Below are 17,285 nucleotides of genomic sequence, written 5' to 3'. Positions count from 1 at the left end.
GGTCATTCCGATGCTGCTAGGTCGTCCCGTCGCCGTGCTCGGTGGTGTTCGTATTCCGTTCTGCCGCCAGAACACCGCCTACGCGGACGTCGGAAATCTCGGCATGTCGGTGCGCACGCTCGGGGCACTGGTGGAGAAGTTCGGCCTGCACGGTCAGCAGCTCGGCGAAGTCGCGATGGGCGCGGTGATCAAGCATTCCAGCGACTGGAATCTCGGCCGCGAGGCAGCGTTGTCGTCGGGCCTGTCGGCGCTGACGCCGGGCATCACCTTGCAGCGCGCCTGCGGCACGTCGCTCGATTCGATCATCACGATCGGCAACAAGATCGCCGCGGGCCAGATCGAGTCGGGCATCGGCGGCGGTTCGGACACCACGTCCGATGTGCCGATCGTCTACGGCCGCGCGCTGCGCCATCGTCTGCTCGCGGCGAATGCAGCGAAGACGCCCAGGGACAAGCTGGCTGCGTTCAAGGGATTCCGCCTGCGCGAACTCAAGCCGGATTTTCCGGGTGTCGCCGAGCCCCGCACCGGCAAGTCGATGGGCGAGCACTGCGAGGACATGGCCAAGGAATGGAACATCGCGCGCGATTCGCAGGACGAACTCGCCGTCGCCTCGCATCACAAGCTGGCCGCCGCCTACGAGCGCGGCTTTTTCGATGATCTGGTGGTGAGTTTCCGCGGCGTCTCGCGCGATAACATCCTGCGTGCGGACACCTCGCTGGCGAAGCTGGCGACCCTCAAGCCGGCGTTCGACAAGGTCTCCGGTCGCGGCACGCTGACCGCCGCGAACTCCACGCCGCTGACCGATGGCGCCTCCGCGTGTCTGCTGGCCAGCGACGCATGGGCGGCGACGCACGGGCATGAAGTGCTGTGCCACATCCGCGACGCGCATGTGTCGGCGGTCGATTTCGTGCACGGCGAAGGCCTGCTGATGGCGCCGACCGTGGCCGTGGCCGAAATGCTCGCCCGCAACAATCTGACGTTGCAGGATTTCGACCTCTACGAAATCCACGAAGCGTTCGCCGCGCAGGTGCTGTGCACGCTGCGCGCGTGGGAGAGCGAGGACTACTGCCGCACGCGTCTGGGCCTGGACGCGCCGCTCGGCCGCATCGATCCGGTGAAGCTCAATCCGGTCGGCTCGTCGCTGGCCGCGGGTCATCCGTTCGCGGCGACCGGCGCGCGCGTCGTCGCCACTGCCGCTAAGCAGCTGAAGGAACGCGGCGGTGGCCGCGCACTGATCTCGATCTGCACCGCCGGTGGCATGGGCGTCGTCGCGATCCTCGAACGCTGATCGCAGGGAGCGTCGTCATGTCCGTGTTCCGCATTCCGGGCCGTCTTGGTCTGCTCGCTGTCGCCGTGTGCGCGCTCGCCGCGTGCGGGCAGGAAGACGCCGAAGTGCCGCAGCCGTCGACTACATCTGGTCCGCAGCTGGTTTCGGCGCCGCCGCCGCGTGATGCCTTGCCGGACTGTCCGCGCCTGGCATCCGCACTCGGCGACATGGTCGCCGGTCTCGATGCCGTCGACGACGCCGGCACCCGGCAGGACACGCCAGAGAGCTACGGCATCAGCTGCGCCTGGCGTTCGCAGGCGGATGGCGCAGCGGTCGGCGCGATCGTCATCGTCGACAATGAACCGCTGACTGCCAATGACATGCAGCGGGCGGGCATGTATGTCGAGGATCCGCGCGTGTCCGCGCTGAGCGGTTTCGTCGCGATTCCCGATGCGCTGCTCGATGGCAATGCGCCGCTCGGGCCTGTCGGCCCACAGGTCATCGTTGGACCGCTGACGGTCACGCTGGCCGGCAACGGGCGCGGGCGTGCCGCGGAACTCACGCTCGACCAGGCGGTTGATGGCGCAGTGGCGGTGCATCGGTCGATGCGTTGAGGGATGCGTCGCTGGATGACGCAGATCGCGCCGACTCAGCGGCGTTATGAAGCCAATCTCCTTCCCCCGCGTGCGGGGGAAGATGGGATGGGCGAACGACAGGCCGTGACCGTGTTGAGACCCGCACCCACTGGACGGATCGTCAGATCACTCCGGGATCTGACGGTAAATCTCCACCCAAGCCTCTACCCGTAACGGACGCACAGGGCAGGGCTCAAATGCCGCTGCGTCTTCAGAACCGGTCCGTCGAGCGCGGCGGCGCATCGCCATGCATGTACGGCAGACCCTGCGCATCGCGGGTTTCGGGTTCGATCAGTTCGTCGCGCGGCGCGATCGGCGGCGGAGCAAGCGCGACCACCGGTTCATTGCGCGCGGCGCGCAGGGCGTTCGCGTAGCACAGGCGCGCATTGCGTTCATCGCCGTCCGCGGCGTAACCGTCGCCCAGCTGCACCCAGGCATCGCTGCCGGCGCCCTGGTCGATCGCGCGTTGCAGGTAGTCGCGGGCATTCGGCCAATCGCGCTGCATGTGATGCAGTCGCGCGAGGCCGAGCATCACGCCCGGGCTCGACGGATGCGCGTTGAGCCAGCGTTCCATGCGCGACTGGCGATGCGCCGGATCACCGACTTCCAGCGAGGCGTAGCGGGCTGCGACACGCTCGTCCCAGCGCGCATCGAGCGAAGTTTCCAGGCTCTTGAGCGCGGCGTCATTCCAGCCCAGAGCGACCGCGCGATCGGCGTAGGCCAGTACCACCGGCGTTTCGGTGCGGATGTGCTTCGGCAGCGCTTCCCAGCGTTCGGCGAGGACATTGGCATCTGTCGCTTCGTGCAGCGACGCGGCGGCCCAGCGGATCTCGCGGATCTCCAACTGCGCGTCGGGCAGCGCGTTCTGGCGACGCAGCGCGCCGAGCAGTCCGTAGGCCTCGGCGGCGTGGCCGGTCATCGCCCAGGCATCGGCACGCAGCGCCAGACCACGCGGCGGCAACGGCTGCGCGGTTGGCGTGTCGAGCGCGGTCAGCGCGTCGATCGGGCGTTCGTCGAGCAATGCGAGTTCGGCGAGCGCGATCGCGCGCGTCGCCGGATGGCGGTCACCGAACTTGTCGAGATGCGCACGCGCACCTGCTTCATCGCCACGCCCGATCGCCGCCTGGGTCGCGGCGATGCGCGCGGCAGGCTCGTAATGCGGGTTCTCATCGGCCGACTGCGCCAGCAGCTTTTCGGCGCGGGCGTAGTGACCTTGATGCAGCGCATCGAGGCCTTCGCCGATACGGCTCTGCGCCTTGGTTTCGCGATAGCGGCCCCAGCTGCGGAACGGCAGCAGGATCAGCGTGACCAGCAGCCAGACCACGACCATCGCCCCGAGCAGCATCGCGATCGCATTGATGACCGTGGTCGTGTAGTCGACACCGCCGCGGCGGACCAGCACGTAGCCGGGGTCACCCGACATCAGCAGTTGCGCGGCGAGCGCGCCAAGGAGGGCGATGACGATCCAGACCAGCAGGGCACGGAGCAAGGACATGGCGGATTTCCGGATGGCGCGGGGGACAAGAGCGCTACGGTGCCAGATGCCGTCGTGACGGGCCCGTCGCGGGCCGGGTCGTCCATTCAGCTGGCTAGTTGATCCGCCAGCGCGGCGGCCAGCAACGATGCGGGACGTGCATCCTTGGCCTGTCGGATGTCGGCGAATCCGGCGTCCCGTGCGAGATCGGCAAGCCGCGCGCTGGCAGCGAGCACGCGCGCCTCGCGCAGCCGCGCGGTTGCATCGGGCGACAGCGATGCGAGCGTGCGCGACAGCGCCTCGCCGCTGCTCAGCGGCAGCAGCCACGGCGCGGGCAGTGCCAGCAGACGTTGGATGCGCGCGGACGATGGTGGCATCGGCACGCGCCTGTAGACATCGGCGCGGCGCAGGTCCGCCCCGGCCTCGACCAGCGCCTGTGCAATGACCCCACGCCCGCCGGGCGCGGTGACCAAGCCGACGCTGCGGCCCGCCACCGCCGACAACTCGGGAAGTGCGAGAAGACCTTCGCTGTCCATGCGCGTGGGCGCACGAACGCCGACGATGCCGACACGTTCGAGTGCGGCCGCAGTGCCTGCGCCCACCGCGAGCCATGCCTGCGCGTCGCGTGCGTGCAACGCGTGCAGCGCCGAGGCCGCCGCGACGGCCGGTGGACTGGTGAACACCACGACATCGGCCGCGAGCGCGCGTCGCAAGGTCGACCGGATATCCGCATCGTCGCGATGCACGATGCGCCAGGGCGAGAGCGCGAATGTCCGCGCGCCCAGACGCGCAGCTTCGCGGCGCAGGCCTGAATGTGCACCGGCCGGCCGTAGTGAGATGACGTAGTATCCCGCCAGATGCGGGAAAGCCGGCGCGGCATGCATGCGCCAAGCTTGGTGGCTGCGGTGTTGCGGCGCAAGCCGGACGACCGCACCCCCACAGGATTCCGCATGACGCTCGACGATTCGCTCCGCGCCCTCGAGGCGTATTACGGTTCGATGCCGCCTGTTGCGGCGATGGACGTGTCCGTTGCCGGTTACGACGGCGATTCACTGCGCCTGCATGCGCCGCTGTCCTCGCACGTCAACGACAAGGGCTCGGCATTCGGCGGCAGTCTGGTGTCGGTGATGACGCTTGCGGCCTGGGGTCTGGTGACGCTGCGCGTCGAGCAGGCCGGCCTCGATGCCGAGGTGTACGTCGCCGATTCGACCGTCCGCTATCGCGCGCCGCTGCTCGCCGATCTGGAGGCCGAAGCCACGCTCGACGAAGCCGGTGACTGGTCGACATTCGCCCGCACCTTGCGCGCGCGTGGCCGCGCGCGCGTCGCGCTCACGGCGCGCATCGCATTGCCCGACGGCGGCACCGCGACGGAGATGCAGGCGCGTTACGTGGCGATCCGGCGGCCGACTGCCGACGCCTGATTCCCGGTCGCCGCGTCACCCGGCCGGCATGCCGTGCTTCGCTGTGGACACCGACCAGGACCCAGGCGGAGCTTGGCGGACATGCAGTCGATATCGGCACTCGTCTGCGTCATTGCGGCTGGAGGCGCGCAGGCCGAGAAGCCGCCTCGCGATGGCACTTGCGCGCGTCGCCGCCGTTGCCAAGAATCCGCGCTCCTTCCACGCTTGCGATCCCCGGGGTCGTCCTATGCGCCATCCGTGTATGAGTTGTGGGGCCTGCTGCAGCCAGTACCGGGTGTCCATGCACTGGATGGAGACGGATGCGTCCGGCGGAGTCGTGCCGCATGCGCTGACCGAGGCCTTCGGTCCGCATCAGGTCGTGATGCGCGGCACCTGGGAATCGCAGCCGCGCTGCATCGCGCTAGATGCCGAGATTGGCATGTCTTCGCGCTGTTCGATCCATGCGGTGCGGCCGCAGGCCTGCCGCGATGTGCAGGCGTCATGGGAATTCGGTGAGGCGAGTCCGCAATGCGACCGGGCGCGCATCGCGCATGGACTGCCCGCGCTGGGCGAAGCCAACTGGATGCCGACGATCGACATGGTGCTCGTCGATGCAATCGGCGCGGCGCCGTCATCATTCGATGGCGTTACGCCGGCGGTCTGATTCCAGCATTGCCCAGGGCGGCGACGCGCGTCCGGACCTGCAGGGCAATCGGTGTCGTTGCGCGCGACCGGACCTGCGTGTCCGCGTGCACTGCCTGAGTCGATATCAGCCGTCGCCGCGCGTCAGGCCAGCTGGCACCTCAGAGCGGATTCGCATCCAGGAACGTGCGGATCGCCGGCACCAGCACCGCATGCTTGTCCTCGAGCACGTAATGCCCCGCATCCTCGAACGCCATGACCTCGGCCTGCGGCAATGCCGCGCGAAAGCCGGCAAGGAAATGGTGGTCGAACACGAAATCCTTGAGTCCCCAGCCCATGAAGGCCGGGCGGTCGGCGTATTCGGGCAGACGCTTGCCGGCCGCTTCGAGCAGCGGCCAGGCACGATCCTTCGGGCCGAGCGGGATGTCCTGCATGAAACGCACAGTGCTGATGCGGTTGGCCCAGGTGTCATACGGCGCGACATAGGCGCGGCGCACATCGGCCGGCATGCGCGTCTCGACGCCTTGCCAGGAGGCACCTGCAGAGAACGCATTGAAACCGCGGATGATCCACTCGCCTACTGTGTAGTCGCGGCCGAGCGCGATCTGCCACGGCATCGGCTTGTCGCTCGGCAGCGGAAATGCGGCGGTGTTGGTGATCACCAGCCGCTTGACCTGCGGCATGTGTTCGAGCGCCCAGCCGAAGCCGATCATGCCGCCCCAGTCGTGGACCGCCAGCGTCACTGGACCATCGATGCGCAGGTGCGCGAGCAGGGCGCCGATGTCCTCGACGCGCGAGGCCAGCGTGTAGTCGTAACGCGGCACTGCGCCGCGCGCATCGTCGGGCTTGTCCGACCAGCCCATGCCGACATGGTCGGGCACGATGCAGCGGTAGCGGTCGCGCAGGCCGAGTACGAGGTGGCGCCAGTAGTAACTCCACGACGGATTGCCGTGCAGCATCAGCACGATCTCACCGTCGCGCGGACCTTCGTCGAGGTAATGCATGTGCACGCCGGGGCGTGCTTCGAAACGGTGGCCGTCGAATGGATAGTCGGGAAGCTGCACGGATTGCACGGCCGGGGCTGCGATGAATGCGTTGCATTGTAAGCGTCGTAGGCGCGCGCGACGGGTCAAACGTAAAGACGCGTCTTCACAGTGCTGAAGCTTCACTGCTTATGTTCGGCGAAAGACAGTGACCGAAAATGCATCGGCGTATGCTGGAAACATGAATACGGCCCTACGCAAACTGGATGTGGAGCGTCATGACCTGCGCCATTTTCTGCGCGCGGAAACCTCGGATCTGCATGCGCGCGTCGATGCGTGTTTTGCGGATGGCTTAGGCACGCCGCTCACCTATGGGCGCTATCTGGTGGGCATGCAGAGGTTCGCAGCCGACTTCGAAGTCGTGATCGGTGCGGTGCCCCGGGCGTCCTATTGGCTGTCCGGCGATCTGCACGATCTGGCGCTGGCGCCGCTGCCACCTTCGGGTGTGCGGGGTTATGCCATCGACGCCGATACGCGGCTGGGCTGGGAGTACGTGATGGCTGGCAGCAGCCTGGGCGCTCGCCATCTGTTGCGTGGCGTGCAATCGCTCGGCCACGACGAACGCTCGGGTGCGCGATTCCTGGCGCGGCACGCCGGGGGCGATTCCTGGCGCAACGTGCTCGATCGCCTCGCCGCACGTTCGGCCCTTACAGATCTGCCGTACGACGATCTCCTGCAGGGTGCGCGTGATGCGTTTCTGCTGGTCCAGTCGTGCTTCGAGCGGGCCTTCGCTGCAATGCCCGCGCCTCAACAGGAGCCTGCTGCATGAATCCAGCGCTTGAACGCGCACTCCAGGACTGCGCCAACGAACCGATCCACCTGTCGGGGGCGATCCAGCCGCACGGGTATCTCATCAGCTGCCAGCTGCCCGACTGGACCATCCGCCACGTCTCGGCGAACGTCGAAACACTGACCGGCTCGCCGCCGGAAGACATGCTGCGGCACTCGCTGCGCGAGTTTCTGACCGACGATCTGATCCAGGCGATCGCCGAGACGATCGGCTTCGGTGAGCCCGGCTCGCCACCGCAACGCGCCGCGGTCGGCAACATCGGCCCGATGGCCAATCTGTGCGATATCAGCGTGCACGTCGCCGACGGTCTGGTGCATATCGAAGTCGAGCCGCAGCCGCGCAGCGCCGGCGAGCGCTCACCGACGGTGGTCGCGCAGACGATGATCGCCCGTGTCGCCGGTAGCGACGACATCCACGATTTCAACCAGCGGGTTGCCGAGCAGGTGCGTCTGCTGACCGGCTATGACCGTGTGATGGTCTACCGCTTCCGCCCCGACGATTCGGGCGAAGTCGTTGCCGAATCGCGCGATGCTGCGTTACCGGCGTATCTGGGCCTGCGCTACCCGCAGTCCGACATTCCGGTGCAGGCGCGCATGCTGTATCTGCGCAACCGCATCCGGGTGATTCCGGACGCCACCTACGTGCCGGTGCCGATCCTGCCCGATCGCGACAGCCACGGTGGTCCGCTCGATCTGGCCCAGATGGCGTTGCGCAGCGTGTCGCCGGTGCATCTGGAATATCTGGCCAACATGGGCGTGGTGGCCTCGATGTCGATCTCGATCGTCTCGGGCGGCCGGCTGTGGGGGCTGATCGCCTGTCACCACCGCACGCCCCGGCGCGTGCCCCCGGGCGTCCGCGCGGCGGCCGACATGTTCGGCCTGTTCGTGTCGATGCGCATTGCCTCGCGCGAGCAGCAGGACGCCGTGCTGCTGGAGGAGCGCGCGCGCACTGCCCGCGACACGCTCGCCTTGCGTCTGGACAACGCCTCCGATCCGCGGCTTGCGCTGCAGAGCGAACTGGACCTGCTCAACCGCGCGGTCGAGAGCGACGGCGTCGGCCTGGTGCAGGCCGGTCACTGGTACAGCGCCGGCCGTGCGCCGGATGAGACGCGCCTGCCCGTGTTGCTCGACTGGCTGCGCCGGTCCAACACCGGCACCGGCGCGGTCAGCACCGAGCGGACAAGCGACTGGAACCCCAGCAGTCCGGAGGATGCCGACGGCATCGCCGGCGTGCTCGCGCTGCCGCTGGATCTCGCCCGCGAAGAGTGGCTGTTCTTCTTCCGCTGCGAACAGGTCGAGGAAGTGCGTTGGGCGGGCCGTCCGGACGCACCGTTCCTGATCGATCACGACGGCAACAAGATCGGCCCGCGCGCGAGTTTTTCCGCCTGGCACGAAACCGTGCGCGGCAGCAGTGCCCCGTGGAGCGATGCCGATCGGCGCACCGCCGGCCGCCTGTACGCAATGCTGCGCGAGCGCTATCGCCGCGGCGCGCTGCATGCCGAGCTCGGCGACATGGGGGCACGGCGCGTGCGCCTGGATGTTCGCGAACAGAGGACGCGTCTACTGCAACTCTCGGAGCTGCTCGAAGGCCTCGTGCATGTCAGCCCGCAGGAGGCGACCGAGCTGTCGGAGCGGATCAACAAGCTCGAGCGCGATCTGCAGTCGATGATCGGCACGACGAACGTGGCGAACGCCGACTAGCCGCTGCTGCACCCGGTCTCCGAGTACGAGAAAAGCGCCTTCGGGCGCTTTTCTCATCACGGCGCGACGCTCCGGCTCTGCTGCGAACCCGTTGATTGCGCGGCTCCATCACGGCTTGGCAATGGGACCTCTGGAGCTTCAGCCGGACCATTCATGTCGACGGGATCGACATGAGGTCAGCCTCGTGTCGAAAAACGGAAAAAAATCGACAACGGAGGCATTGAGATGCTTTGCCTCTTGCCTCTATTCCGGATGCGGCGACATCGCCCCAGAGTTCACGCGAACCTGCCCACCACGCATGAAAAAGGCCGGACAAGCCGGCCTGTTTCGATGATCACGACACGCGTGGTGGGCTTACCACTCCACCTCGGCCATCGTGCAGTTCAGGCCCGACCCGATGCCCAGCAGCGCGATGCGGTCGCCCTTCTTCAGCCGGCCCAGTTCCTTGAGCTTGCTCAGCACGATCGGCACCGAGGCCGGGCCGATGTTGCCGTGCTCGCCGAAGATCGTGTGGACCTTGGCCGGATCGATGCCGAAGGACTGGATGAAGGCGCCGGTGTGCACCTTGCTGACCTGGTGGATCACGAACTGGTCGAGTTCGTCGACCACCCAGCCCATCGCCTCGCGCGCGGCGACGAAGGTCTTCTGCGCGAGCTTCATGCCTTCCATCAGCAGCATGCGGGTATCGGTGACCATGCGGTCGAGATTGCCGCGGCACAGGGTGTTCCACTCGGTCGCCGAGCGCGTGACCCCACCCTTGTAGCGCGGGGCGTCGGGCAGCAAGTCGGCGCGCGCGAGCACCATCGCCGCCGAGCCGCAGCCCAGGGTCAGTGTGGCCAGCTCGTTGCGGAAATCCTCTTCGGTCGTCTCCGGGCGCAGCAGGCGCTCGATGGTCTTCTCGTAGGCGAGATTCGCGGTCTCGCCATCGACGATCATCGCGTAGTCGATCTCGCCCAGCTCGATCATGCGGCTGGCGACATCCATGCCGTTGACGAAGGCAAGGCACGCATTCGCCAGATCGTAGTTCTGGCAGGTATCCGGAATTCCGAGGTTGCCGCCGACGATGCTGGCGGTGGACGGCTCGAGGTAGTCACGGCTGACCGAGGTGTTGACCAGCAGGCCCAGCTTGCCGACGTCGATGCCGGCGTCTTCCAGCGCCTTGCGGCCGGCCATCGTGGCGGCGTCCGAGGCCTGGACCTCGTCGTCCCACAGGCGACGGGCGTGGATGCCGGCGATGTCCTTGAGCACATCGGTCTTGATGCCGAGGCGGTCGATGGTCGGCTTCAGCCTGGCGTTGATGGCGTCGCTGGTCACGCGGTTCGGCGCATCGACATGGGCGAGGCCGGCGATGGCGACGTTCTTGAAGAGCATGGGCTGGGCGCCGGATCTGGCAAAGGAGCCGCATAGGGTAACCGCTTCGGCGGGGGGACGCATGACGGGGGGATCACGCAAAACCCGGGCGCCGCGGGCCTGACGCCAGTGCCGGGACAGGCGGCAGGCGCCCAGGAAAGCGCGCGTCCGGCGTCCATCCGGGGACCGGCCTCGGGGCTCGGCAGACCCAGCCTGGACGTCGCATTGCGCGCATGCCGATCGCCAGCACCATCGTGGGAGTCCGGTTCCGCCGCAGGCAGGCGACGACCTGCTTGCCGCGCGTGATCCGGAGGCGAGCACGTCCGGGTGGCCCTCCAGCCCCGGTACGCGGACAATGACGGGCCCGCCTGAAGCGCGGCACGTGTCCCGAACCCAGAGGTGTCCATGTCCGCTGCAACAACCGCGTCCAAACTCGAACAGCTGCGCGACCTCTCCGTGGTCGTCGCCGACACCGGTGACGCCGAGGCCATCGCGCGCCTGAAGCCGGTCGACTGCACGACCAACCCGACGCTGGTGCGCAAGGCGCTGGACCTGCCGATCTATGCCGATCTCGTCGATCGCGAGCTCGAGCGGGCCCGGGATCTGGACGGCGATATCGATACGCGCGCGCGCCAGGTCGTCGACCGCCTGACGGTCGGCGTCGGCCGCAAGCTCTCCAGCCTGGTGCCCGGCCGTGTGTCGACCGAGGTCGATGCCGACCTGTCGTTCGACACCGAGGCGACCATCGTCAAGGCGCGCCAGTTCATCGACATGTATCAGGACGTCGGCGTGCCGCGCGACCGCGTGTTGATCAAGATCGCCGCGACCTGGGAAGGCATCCGCGCGGCGGAAGAACTGCAGCGCGAGGACATCGACTGCAACCTCACGCTGATCTTCAACCGCACCCAGGCGATCGCCTGCGCCGAAGCCGGCGCGTTCCTGATCTCGCCGTTCGTCGGCCGCATCCTCGACTGGCACGTCGCCCGCGGCGAGACGCCGGCGACGATCGATGACGATCCGGGCGTGCGCTTCGTGCGCGAGGTCTACGCCGAGTTCAAGCGCCGCGGCTCGCCGACCGTGGTCATGGGCGCCTCGTTCCGCTCGACCGAACAGATCGAGGCCTTGGCGGGTTGCGACCGCCTGACGATTTCGCCGGACCTGCTGGAAAAGCTTGCCGCCGAGCATGGCGAGCTGCCGCGCAAGCTGCATGCAGGCGACGACGAGGGCGCGATCGCGCCGCCGGTCGATGCCGCGCGTTACGCCGCCGACCTCGCCGCCGATCCGATGGCGACCGAGAAGTTGCGTGACGGCATCGCCGCGTTCGCCAAGGATCTGGATGCATTGCGGGCGACCATCGCCCAGCGCCTGCAGGCCAGCTGACTTGCGTTTGTGTGTGCCCGGCGGCATGCGCATTGCCGCGTGCGGCGCGCTGCTGTCGATGCTGTCTGCCTGTGCGCTGCCCGCGCGCGAGACGACGCCCGACGCGGCCGTGGTCGTGCCGGAAAGCCGACCCGGCGTGACGATCGGCTATCTCGACGCACCCGCGTTCGACAGTCGCGCGCTGTTGCCGGCGCCGCCCGCGCCGGGTTCGGCTGCGCAGGCGCATGACGATGCCATCGCCGCACGCAGTCTCGCCCTGCACGACACCACGCGCTGGCGCCAGGCCGCGGTCGATGCCGATCTGACCTTCCCGGCCGCCGAGCCGCTGTTTGCCTGCGCGCTCGGTGTCGAGATCAGTGCGGCGCGTACGCCGCATCTCGTACGCCTGCTGCGTCGCAGCCTCGCCGATGCGTCGAACGCAGGCCGCGCGGCCAAGGACCACTGGCAGCGCGGGCGCCCGTTCGTGCGCAATGCCGCGCCGGTGTGCACACCCGAAGACGTGTCCGGGCTGACGACCAGTGCCTCGTATCCGTCCGGCCATGCGGCGATCGGCTGGGCCTGGACACTCGCGCTGGTCGAACTCGCGCCCGAGCGCAGCGATGCGCTGCTGCAACGCGGCCGCGCCTTCGGCGAAAGCCGGCTGGTCTGCAACGTGCACTGGTACAGCGACATCGGCGCGGGCGAGCGCATCGGTGCGGCGACCTATGCACGCCTGCAGGCGTCGGCGGAATTCCGCACCGATCGTGACGCCGCGCGCGACGAGATCGCCGCGCAGCGTGCGGCCGGCGCGATGCCCGCGCATTGCGATACCGAAACCATTGGTCTGCGCCAGTCGCCGATTCCGGCCGCGGACGCACGCGACTGATCGTGTCGAACCTGCCTGCTCCCGACGTGCCTGCGTCCGACCCGCGCCCGCAGCCGCCCGAACCGCCGCTGCCCAGCGACTGCTGCGACAGCGGCTGCGCAGTCTGTGTGCACGACAGCTATGCCGAGGATCTGCAGTACTACCGCGAGCAGCTCGCGGCCTGGCGCGCGCGGCATCCCGGCAAAGACTGATCGCGGCATTCAGTCGAGCCAGCGCAGCGCAGGCATGCGCGGCCGCACACGACGATCGAACCCGCACCCGAACACCACGACCAACGAACGCGGGCGTCGGCGGCACCCGCAGACTTCGGAGGACGGGCTATGGAAGACGGGCCATCGTCAGAACCGCGGTGTGGATGCGCGTCGCCTGGGGGATGCGGTCAGAACATCGCCCGCAGTTCGAGATCGACGCTCCGCGGCTCGCCCAGATAGACCATCTGCGTGCTGATCGCATGCAGCACGTAGGTCCGGTCAGCGAGATTGCGACCGCGCAGAGTGACCGCCAGTTGCGGCGCGGCCTGCCAGCGCAGGTGCGCCCCCCACAGTGCGTAGCCGGCGGTTTCCAGTGTGTTGGCGTTGTCGGCATATCGGGACGCGACCGCGCGCAGATCGGTGCCAATCGACCAGCGCGGCGAGAACGCGTAATCGATCCAGAGGTTGCCTACGCGCGACGGCGTGTTGGCCGGACGGTTGCCCGCACGCGACACCGGCACGCCGGCCGCGGTCTCGAAGAAATCGTCGAGCCGCGCATCCACCCACCCCGCGTTCGCCTGTACCTGCAGCGCCTGCCACGGCCGCACCTCGAGCGTCGCCTCCACACCGCGCGCCGACTGCTGCCCGACCGGCAAAGTCTGTCCCGGATTGTCGGGATCGGCGATCGCAAGGTGCTCGCGCACGATGCGGTACGCGGCCAGCGTGGCCGTCCCGCGCCCCTGGGCGAAGTCGGTCTTCGCGCCTGCCTCGACCTGCCGGCCGCGGCTGAGGTCGAAATCGCGCAGCGCCGAGAATCCGGCCGTCGACAGGATGCCCGCCGGTGGATCGGCGGCCGTGCTGGCCTGCACGTAGAGAGTGCTGGCCGGCGTGAGTTCGATGCTCAGCCCGATGCGTCCCGTGGTGGGCGCGTAGTCGTGCGACCAGCGGGCAGGACTGGTTGCGGTGGGCGCTCGATGGTTGACGACATCGAGATCGATGCGCTCGTGGCGCAGGCCGGTCATCAACGACCATTTCGGCCCGAAACGCGTGAGGTTTTCGGCCGACATCGCGACCGTGCGCACGCGGTTCGTCGCACCCGGCACGTGGTCGGGCATGGCCCCGGGAATCTCCAAGAAGCTTCCAGGCGTATGGGCGTCGATCGGCACCAGATCGATCTCGCCCCCGATCGACTGCGGAAACCGCGTCTGCCGGTTCTGGCTCAGATCGAGTCCGGCCGTCCATTGCGAGGTCTTGCCCGCCAGCGTGCCCGTGCGATGCCAGTCGGTGCGGTTGCCGGTCACCTGCTGGTCGTGACGTTGCTGCAGCGCGCCCGAGCGCGCGATGCCACCACGTGCGGCATCCCAGCGGTAGCTTTCGACATTGCGGTAATCGCGCAACGCGTCGTAGTGGTAGAGCGTGTTGACCACGCGGCCGGACGTGCCGCCGTCCCAGGCCAGCACGGAGCGGCCCCACATCACGTCCTGGCCGTAGAAGCCGTCGGCGACGTTGTAGTTGCGGCCCACGCTGCCAGGCAGCGCGTCGAGCCGCCCTGTGCGTGCGATCACGGCCGGTGAGCCCCAGTACACGCGCCGGTTGTCCTCGTGCTGGTACTCGAGCGCCACCGTGTGCGTCAGCGTCGGCGTCAGGCGCGAGGCGAGCGAAGTGGCGACCGTCCAGCCTTCGCGACGCTCGGCGTCGACCCAGCCGCTGCGCGTGCTGTAGGCGGCATCGACGCGCAGCGCCTGCGCCCCGAGGTCCGCGCCGAACCGCTGGTTGAATCCGCCGGCCAACACCCGGCTGTCATGCGCGCCGGCGCTGACGAGGCCACCGATCGAATCGGCGCCGAAGTCTGCCACGCGAGTGACATAGTTGATCGAGCCGCCCACCGCGCCGGCGCCGTAGAGAAAGCTCGACGGGCCGCCGATCGCTTCGACGCGCTCGTAGATCCACGCATCGACGGGGCGCGCGGCGATGGACGCGTACTTCACGTCGATGCCGTTGAAGAGCTGGGTGATCTGCGCGCCCGAGAAACCGCGCCAGGTGACGGTGTTGCCGTGGCCCGGCGGCGAGGCGACGACCAGCCCGGGAATCGCGAACAACGCTTCCTGCGTGGAACGCACGCCTCGGGCCTCCAGAGTGGACCGGTCGATCTGGAACACCGAGGCGGGTGTCTCGCGGTCCGACACCTGCAGGCGCGAGGCGCCCGCAGCAGTGCGGTCGAGCGTGGAACGCGTGCCACGCACTTCGATGCCGTCGAGCGTGGTCGCGGTGTCATGGACCGGCGACTGCGCGTGGGCCGCGGTGACCAGCCCGGACAGCAACAGGCAATGGATGGCGATGCCAGCACATTGACGGCGATCTGGCATGGCATCGGCGACGGCTGTGGGCTCGGGGCACGCGTTGAGGTGCGGGAACACGGCGTCGGGCGCGACGGCACAACGCGTGGCAATCGGGAGAGACATGTCGGAATCCATGATGCAGGGCGGCACGGCACTGCCGTGCGCGCAGGGAGGCGCCGCGCAGAGGCGCGTGCGTCACAAGGTGCGATGTCCGATCCGCTGGATCGGCGGCGCCGTGGTGTCGCCCGGCGGGCCGGGCGGGCGCGTCAGGCCGCGAGCGGTGGACCGCGGGAGCCGAGGCCGCAAGGATGGCGTTCGACCGGACGGAACGCATGCGCAATGCGCGCGCGATGGGGAATCCGCTGCAAGCGCGCGATCGCGAACCACAGCATCGCGAGCAGGGCGGTGGCGAGCAGCGGACAGTAGCCGCAGTCCTGCATGTCGAGGTGCTCCGACGGCGCAGGGCGCGGTGCTGCGTCATCAAGCAGGCTGTGGGGATCGACGATGCTGACGAGCGTGTCGCTGCCCATCGTGCACATCTCCATCAGGATCATCCGCGGCGAGGCGTCCTGCGCATGCGCGAGCCGGCCGAGCGACGGCAGCAACGCCAGCAGCAGCACGGCCGTCAGCGACAGCCAGGCGAATGCATGCTGCAAATGTCGGCATCTGTGCATCGGGATCAGTCTATCGGTGCAAGCACCACAATCCGCATCGCGTCGGTGCGACCGTTGGTCGCATCGGCGCGAAGGTAGGGCCCAAGACCGAGTCGAGACAGCTTCGCTACAGGCCCTCGCTCACCTGCGTGCCGCCCCGGCGGGACTCGATCGCAGTCTCGGCCGGTGCGCCGATCCTGCGCAGTTCGCGCTTCAGAAGCGGCAGGCCGCGTTCGAGTTCGGACAGTTCGACATCGATGCCCACCCATTCGATGGTGGGTGTTCCATCAGGCGCAGACGGCCCGAGCTGGCTGCCGCCACCGGTCACCTCGCCAAGCCCTGCGCCTCTCAATGCCGCGTCGATCGGGTCTTCGTATTTCTCGCCCCGTGCGACCGGCCAGATCGCTTCGGGGATCCGGACGAAGACATCGACCGGCCCCTGCGCACCTGCCTCGGTCGAGCGACTCTCAGATCCCGTCAAAGCGATCCCGATGCCGACGATCAGCAGAGAGAGCATCCGCTTCCTTTCCATACGCGCTCCTTGCGTGGACATGCGCTGACGGTGCAGTGGCCACGTGCACAGGCGTGTGGTGAATATCGATGCGCGTCGTCCAGCTCTGCGCCCACCCGGCCTGGGTGATCGCGCGGCCCGTCGGTCCTCACGCCATCAACAGATGGAATATCACTGTCAGAACGCCGGAATCACCGCATCGCCGTATTTGGTCTGGATGAAGGCCCGCACCTCTTCGCCGGTCAGCGCGGTGATGAGCTTCTGCACGCGCGGGTCGTTCTGCTTGTCGGGGCGGCCGACGAGGAAGTTCACGTATGGCGAGTCCTGGCCTTCGATCGCCAGCGCATCCTTGCCCGGGTCGAGACCGGCGTCGAGCGCATAGTTGGTGTTGATCAGCGCCAGGTCCACCTGGTCGAGCACGCGCGGCAGCATCGCCGCATCGAGCTCGCGGAACTTCAGGTTCTTCGGATTGGCGGTGATGTCGCGCAGCGTGGCCATCGCGTCGCTGGGATCGCGCAGCGTGATCACGCCGCTCTTGTGCAGCAGGATCAGCGCGCGGCTGTTGTTGCTCGGATCGTTGGGGATCACCACGTCGGCGCCGTCGGGCACCGCGTCGAGCGATGCGTAGCGGCGCGAGTACGCACCGAAGGGTTCGATGTGCACACCGGCCAGCGTCGTCAGGTCGGTGCCGCGGTCGCGGTTGTAGGCGTCGAGGTAGGGCTCGGTCTGGAAATAGTTGACGTCGATCTGGCCCTGCGCGACCTGGTCATTGGGCTGCACGTAGTCGTTGAAGATGCGCACCTGCAGGTCCACACCCTGCTCTGCGAGCAGCGGCTTCACCACGTCGAGGATCTCGGCATGTGGCACCGCGGTCGCGGCGATCGTCAGGCGTTCGCCGTTCGCGCCGGATCCGCTGCCGCCACAAGCGGCGAGCGCGGACAGCAGCAGGGCGGCGGTGGCGAGTCGGGGCAGCAGGGCCATGGCGGATCCGGTGAGGCGAGGGGCCGACCAGTATCGGCGTCCGCGCCTGGGGATCGAGTGCGAG

At 68.2% G+C, this 17,285-nt stretch carries 17 protein-coding genes; 9 read left to right on the top strand and 8 right to left on the bottom strand.

All coding sequences use genetic code 11. The features are described 5' to 3' along the window. Positions 1–10: 10 nt before the first annotated feature. Positions 11–1,288 (top strand): acetyl-CoA C-acetyltransferase, encoded by a 1,278-nt coding sequence (locus J2W68_RS03265; protein ID WP_310232767.1) that lies wholly within the window; start codon positions 11–13, stop codon positions 1,286–1,288. A 17-nt stretch (positions 1,289–1,305) separates the two neighbouring features. Beyond that, positions 1,306–1,881 (top strand): hypothetical protein, encoded by a 576-nt coding sequence (locus tag J2W68_RS03260; protein ID WP_310232765.1) that lies wholly within the window; start codon positions 1,306–1,308, stop codon positions 1,879–1,881. 232 nt (positions 1,882–2,113) lie between these two features. Here J2W68_RS03260 and J2W68_RS03255 read toward each other — a convergent pair whose 3' ends face one another. Together J2W68_RS03255 and J2W68_RS03250 are read right to left on the bottom strand one after the other, a co-directional pair. Further along, positions 2,114–3,397, bottom strand: coding sequence for a heme biosynthesis HemY N-terminal domain-containing protein (locus tag J2W68_RS03255; RefSeq protein WP_310232764.1), 1,284 nt, complete (start codon positions 3,395–3,397; stop codon positions 2,114–2,116). A gap of 86 nt (positions 3,398–3,483) precedes the next feature. Further along, positions 3,484–4,260 carry a uroporphyrinogen-III synthase gene (locus J2W68_RS03250; protein ID WP_310232763.1) on the bottom strand — a complete coding sequence of 259 codons (777 nt, stop codon included), beginning with the start codon at positions 4,258–4,260 and terminating at the stop codon, positions 3,484–3,486. A 66-nt stretch (positions 4,261–4,326) separates the two neighbouring features. Here J2W68_RS03250 and J2W68_RS03245 point away from each other — a divergent pair, with 66 nt between their 5' ends. Together J2W68_RS03245 and J2W68_RS03240 are read left to right on the top strand one after the other, a co-directional pair. Further along, on the top strand, positions 4,327–4,797 hold the full coding sequence (locus J2W68_RS03245) for a YiiD C-terminal domain-containing protein (RefSeq protein ID WP_310232761.1): 471 nt from the start codon (positions 4,327–4,329) through the stop codon (positions 4,795–4,797). A gap of 226 nt (positions 4,798–5,023) precedes the next feature. Beyond that, the gene (locus tag J2W68_RS03240) at positions 5,024–5,440 is read left to right on the top strand and encodes a YkgJ family cysteine cluster protein (RefSeq protein ID WP_310232760.1); all 417 of its coding nucleotides are present in this window, start codon (positions 5,024–5,026) and stop codon (positions 5,438–5,440) included. Positions 5,441–5,579: 139 nt separating this feature from the next. On the opposite strand, the gene J2W68_RS03235 is transcribed toward J2W68_RS03240, so the two are convergent. Continuing rightward, a complete protein-coding gene (locus J2W68_RS03235; RefSeq protein ID WP_310232997.1) occupies positions 5,580–6,482 on the bottom strand; it encodes an alpha/beta fold hydrolase in 903 nt (300 codons plus the stop codon). Positions 6,483–6,642: 160 nt separating this feature from the next. Here J2W68_RS03235 and J2W68_RS03230 point away from each other — a divergent pair, with 160 nt between their 5' ends. Together J2W68_RS03230 and J2W68_RS03225 are read left to right on the top strand one after the other, a co-directional pair. Further along, positions 6,643–7,230 carry a biliverdin-producing heme oxygenase gene (locus tag J2W68_RS03230; protein ID WP_310232758.1) on the top strand — a complete coding sequence of 196 codons (588 nt, stop codon included), beginning with the start codon at positions 6,643–6,645 and terminating at the stop codon, positions 7,228–7,230. Further along, a complete protein-coding gene (locus tag J2W68_RS03225; protein WP_310232757.1) occupies positions 7,227–8,951 on the top strand; it encodes a GAF domain-containing protein in 1,725 nt (574 codons plus the stop codon). Before J2W68_RS03230 ends, J2W68_RS03225 begins: the two co-directional genes overlap by 4 nt. Positions 8,952–9,305: 354 nt before the next feature. Here the strand turns inward: J2W68_RS03225 and J2W68_RS03220 are convergent, their stop codons facing one another. Continuing rightward, positions 9,306–10,322 (bottom strand): 3-oxoacyl-ACP synthase III, encoded by a 1,017-nt coding sequence (locus J2W68_RS03220; RefSeq protein WP_310232755.1) that lies wholly within the window; start codon positions 10,320–10,322, stop codon positions 9,306–9,308. Positions 10,323–10,706: 384 nt separating this feature from the next. Between J2W68_RS03220 and J2W68_RS03215 the strand changes: the two genes are divergently transcribed. The 3 genes from J2W68_RS03215 to J2W68_RS03205 are packed head-to-tail and all read left to right on the top strand — an operon-like array spanning position 10,707 to position 12,737. Continuing rightward, on the top strand, positions 10,707–11,681 hold the full coding sequence (locus J2W68_RS03215; RefSeq protein WP_310232753.1) for a transaldolase: 975 nt from the start codon (positions 10,707–10,709) through the stop codon (positions 11,679–11,681). Between the two features lies 1 nt (position 11,682). After that, complete coding sequence (locus J2W68_RS03210) at positions 11,683–12,546, top strand: acid phosphatase (RefSeq protein WP_310232751.1); 864 nt, start codon at positions 11,683–11,685, stop codon at positions 12,544–12,546. Between the two features lie 2 nt (positions 12,547–12,548). Then, positions 12,549–12,737 carry an oxidoreductase-like domain-containing protein gene (locus tag J2W68_RS03205; RefSeq protein ID WP_310232750.1) on the top strand — a complete coding sequence of 63 codons (189 nt, stop codon included), beginning with the start codon at positions 12,549–12,551 and terminating at the stop codon, positions 12,735–12,737. Between the two features lie 188 nt (positions 12,738–12,925). Here J2W68_RS03205 and J2W68_RS03200 read toward each other — a convergent pair whose 3' ends face one another. From J2W68_RS03200 to J2W68_RS03185, 4 genes are all read right to left on the bottom strand, one after another. Beyond that, on the bottom strand, positions 12,926–15,199 hold the full coding sequence (locus J2W68_RS03200) for a TonB-dependent receptor (RefSeq protein WP_310232749.1): 2,274 nt from the start codon (positions 15,197–15,199) through the stop codon (positions 12,926–12,928). Between the two features lie 143 nt (positions 15,200–15,342). Further along, positions 15,343–15,750, bottom strand: a complete 408-nt coding sequence (locus J2W68_RS03195) for a DUF2946 family protein (protein WP_310232747.1) — start codon at positions 15,748–15,750, stop codon at positions 15,343–15,345. 106 nt (positions 15,751–15,856) lie between these two features. Continuing rightward, positions 15,857–16,246: a hypothetical protein gene (locus tag J2W68_RS03190; protein WP_310232746.1), complete on the bottom strand. Its 390-nt coding sequence runs from the start codon at positions 16,244–16,246 to the stop codon at positions 15,857–15,859. A gap of 171 nt (positions 16,247–16,417) precedes the next feature. Next, on the bottom strand, positions 16,418–17,221 hold the full coding sequence (locus J2W68_RS03185) for a MetQ/NlpA family ABC transporter substrate-binding protein (RefSeq protein ID WP_310232743.1): 804 nt from the start codon (positions 17,219–17,221) through the stop codon (positions 16,418–16,420). Positions 17,222–17,285: the final 64 nt, after the last annotated feature.

The sequence above is a fragment of the Luteimonas terrae genome, assembly GCF_031457535.1.
GTDB lineage: Bacteria > Pseudomonadota > Gammaproteobacteria > Xanthomonadales > Xanthomonadaceae > Luteimonas > Luteimonas terrae_A.
Note: the sequence above shows the minus strand (reverse complement) of the source record. Positions and strands in the feature narration are given on the sequence as shown.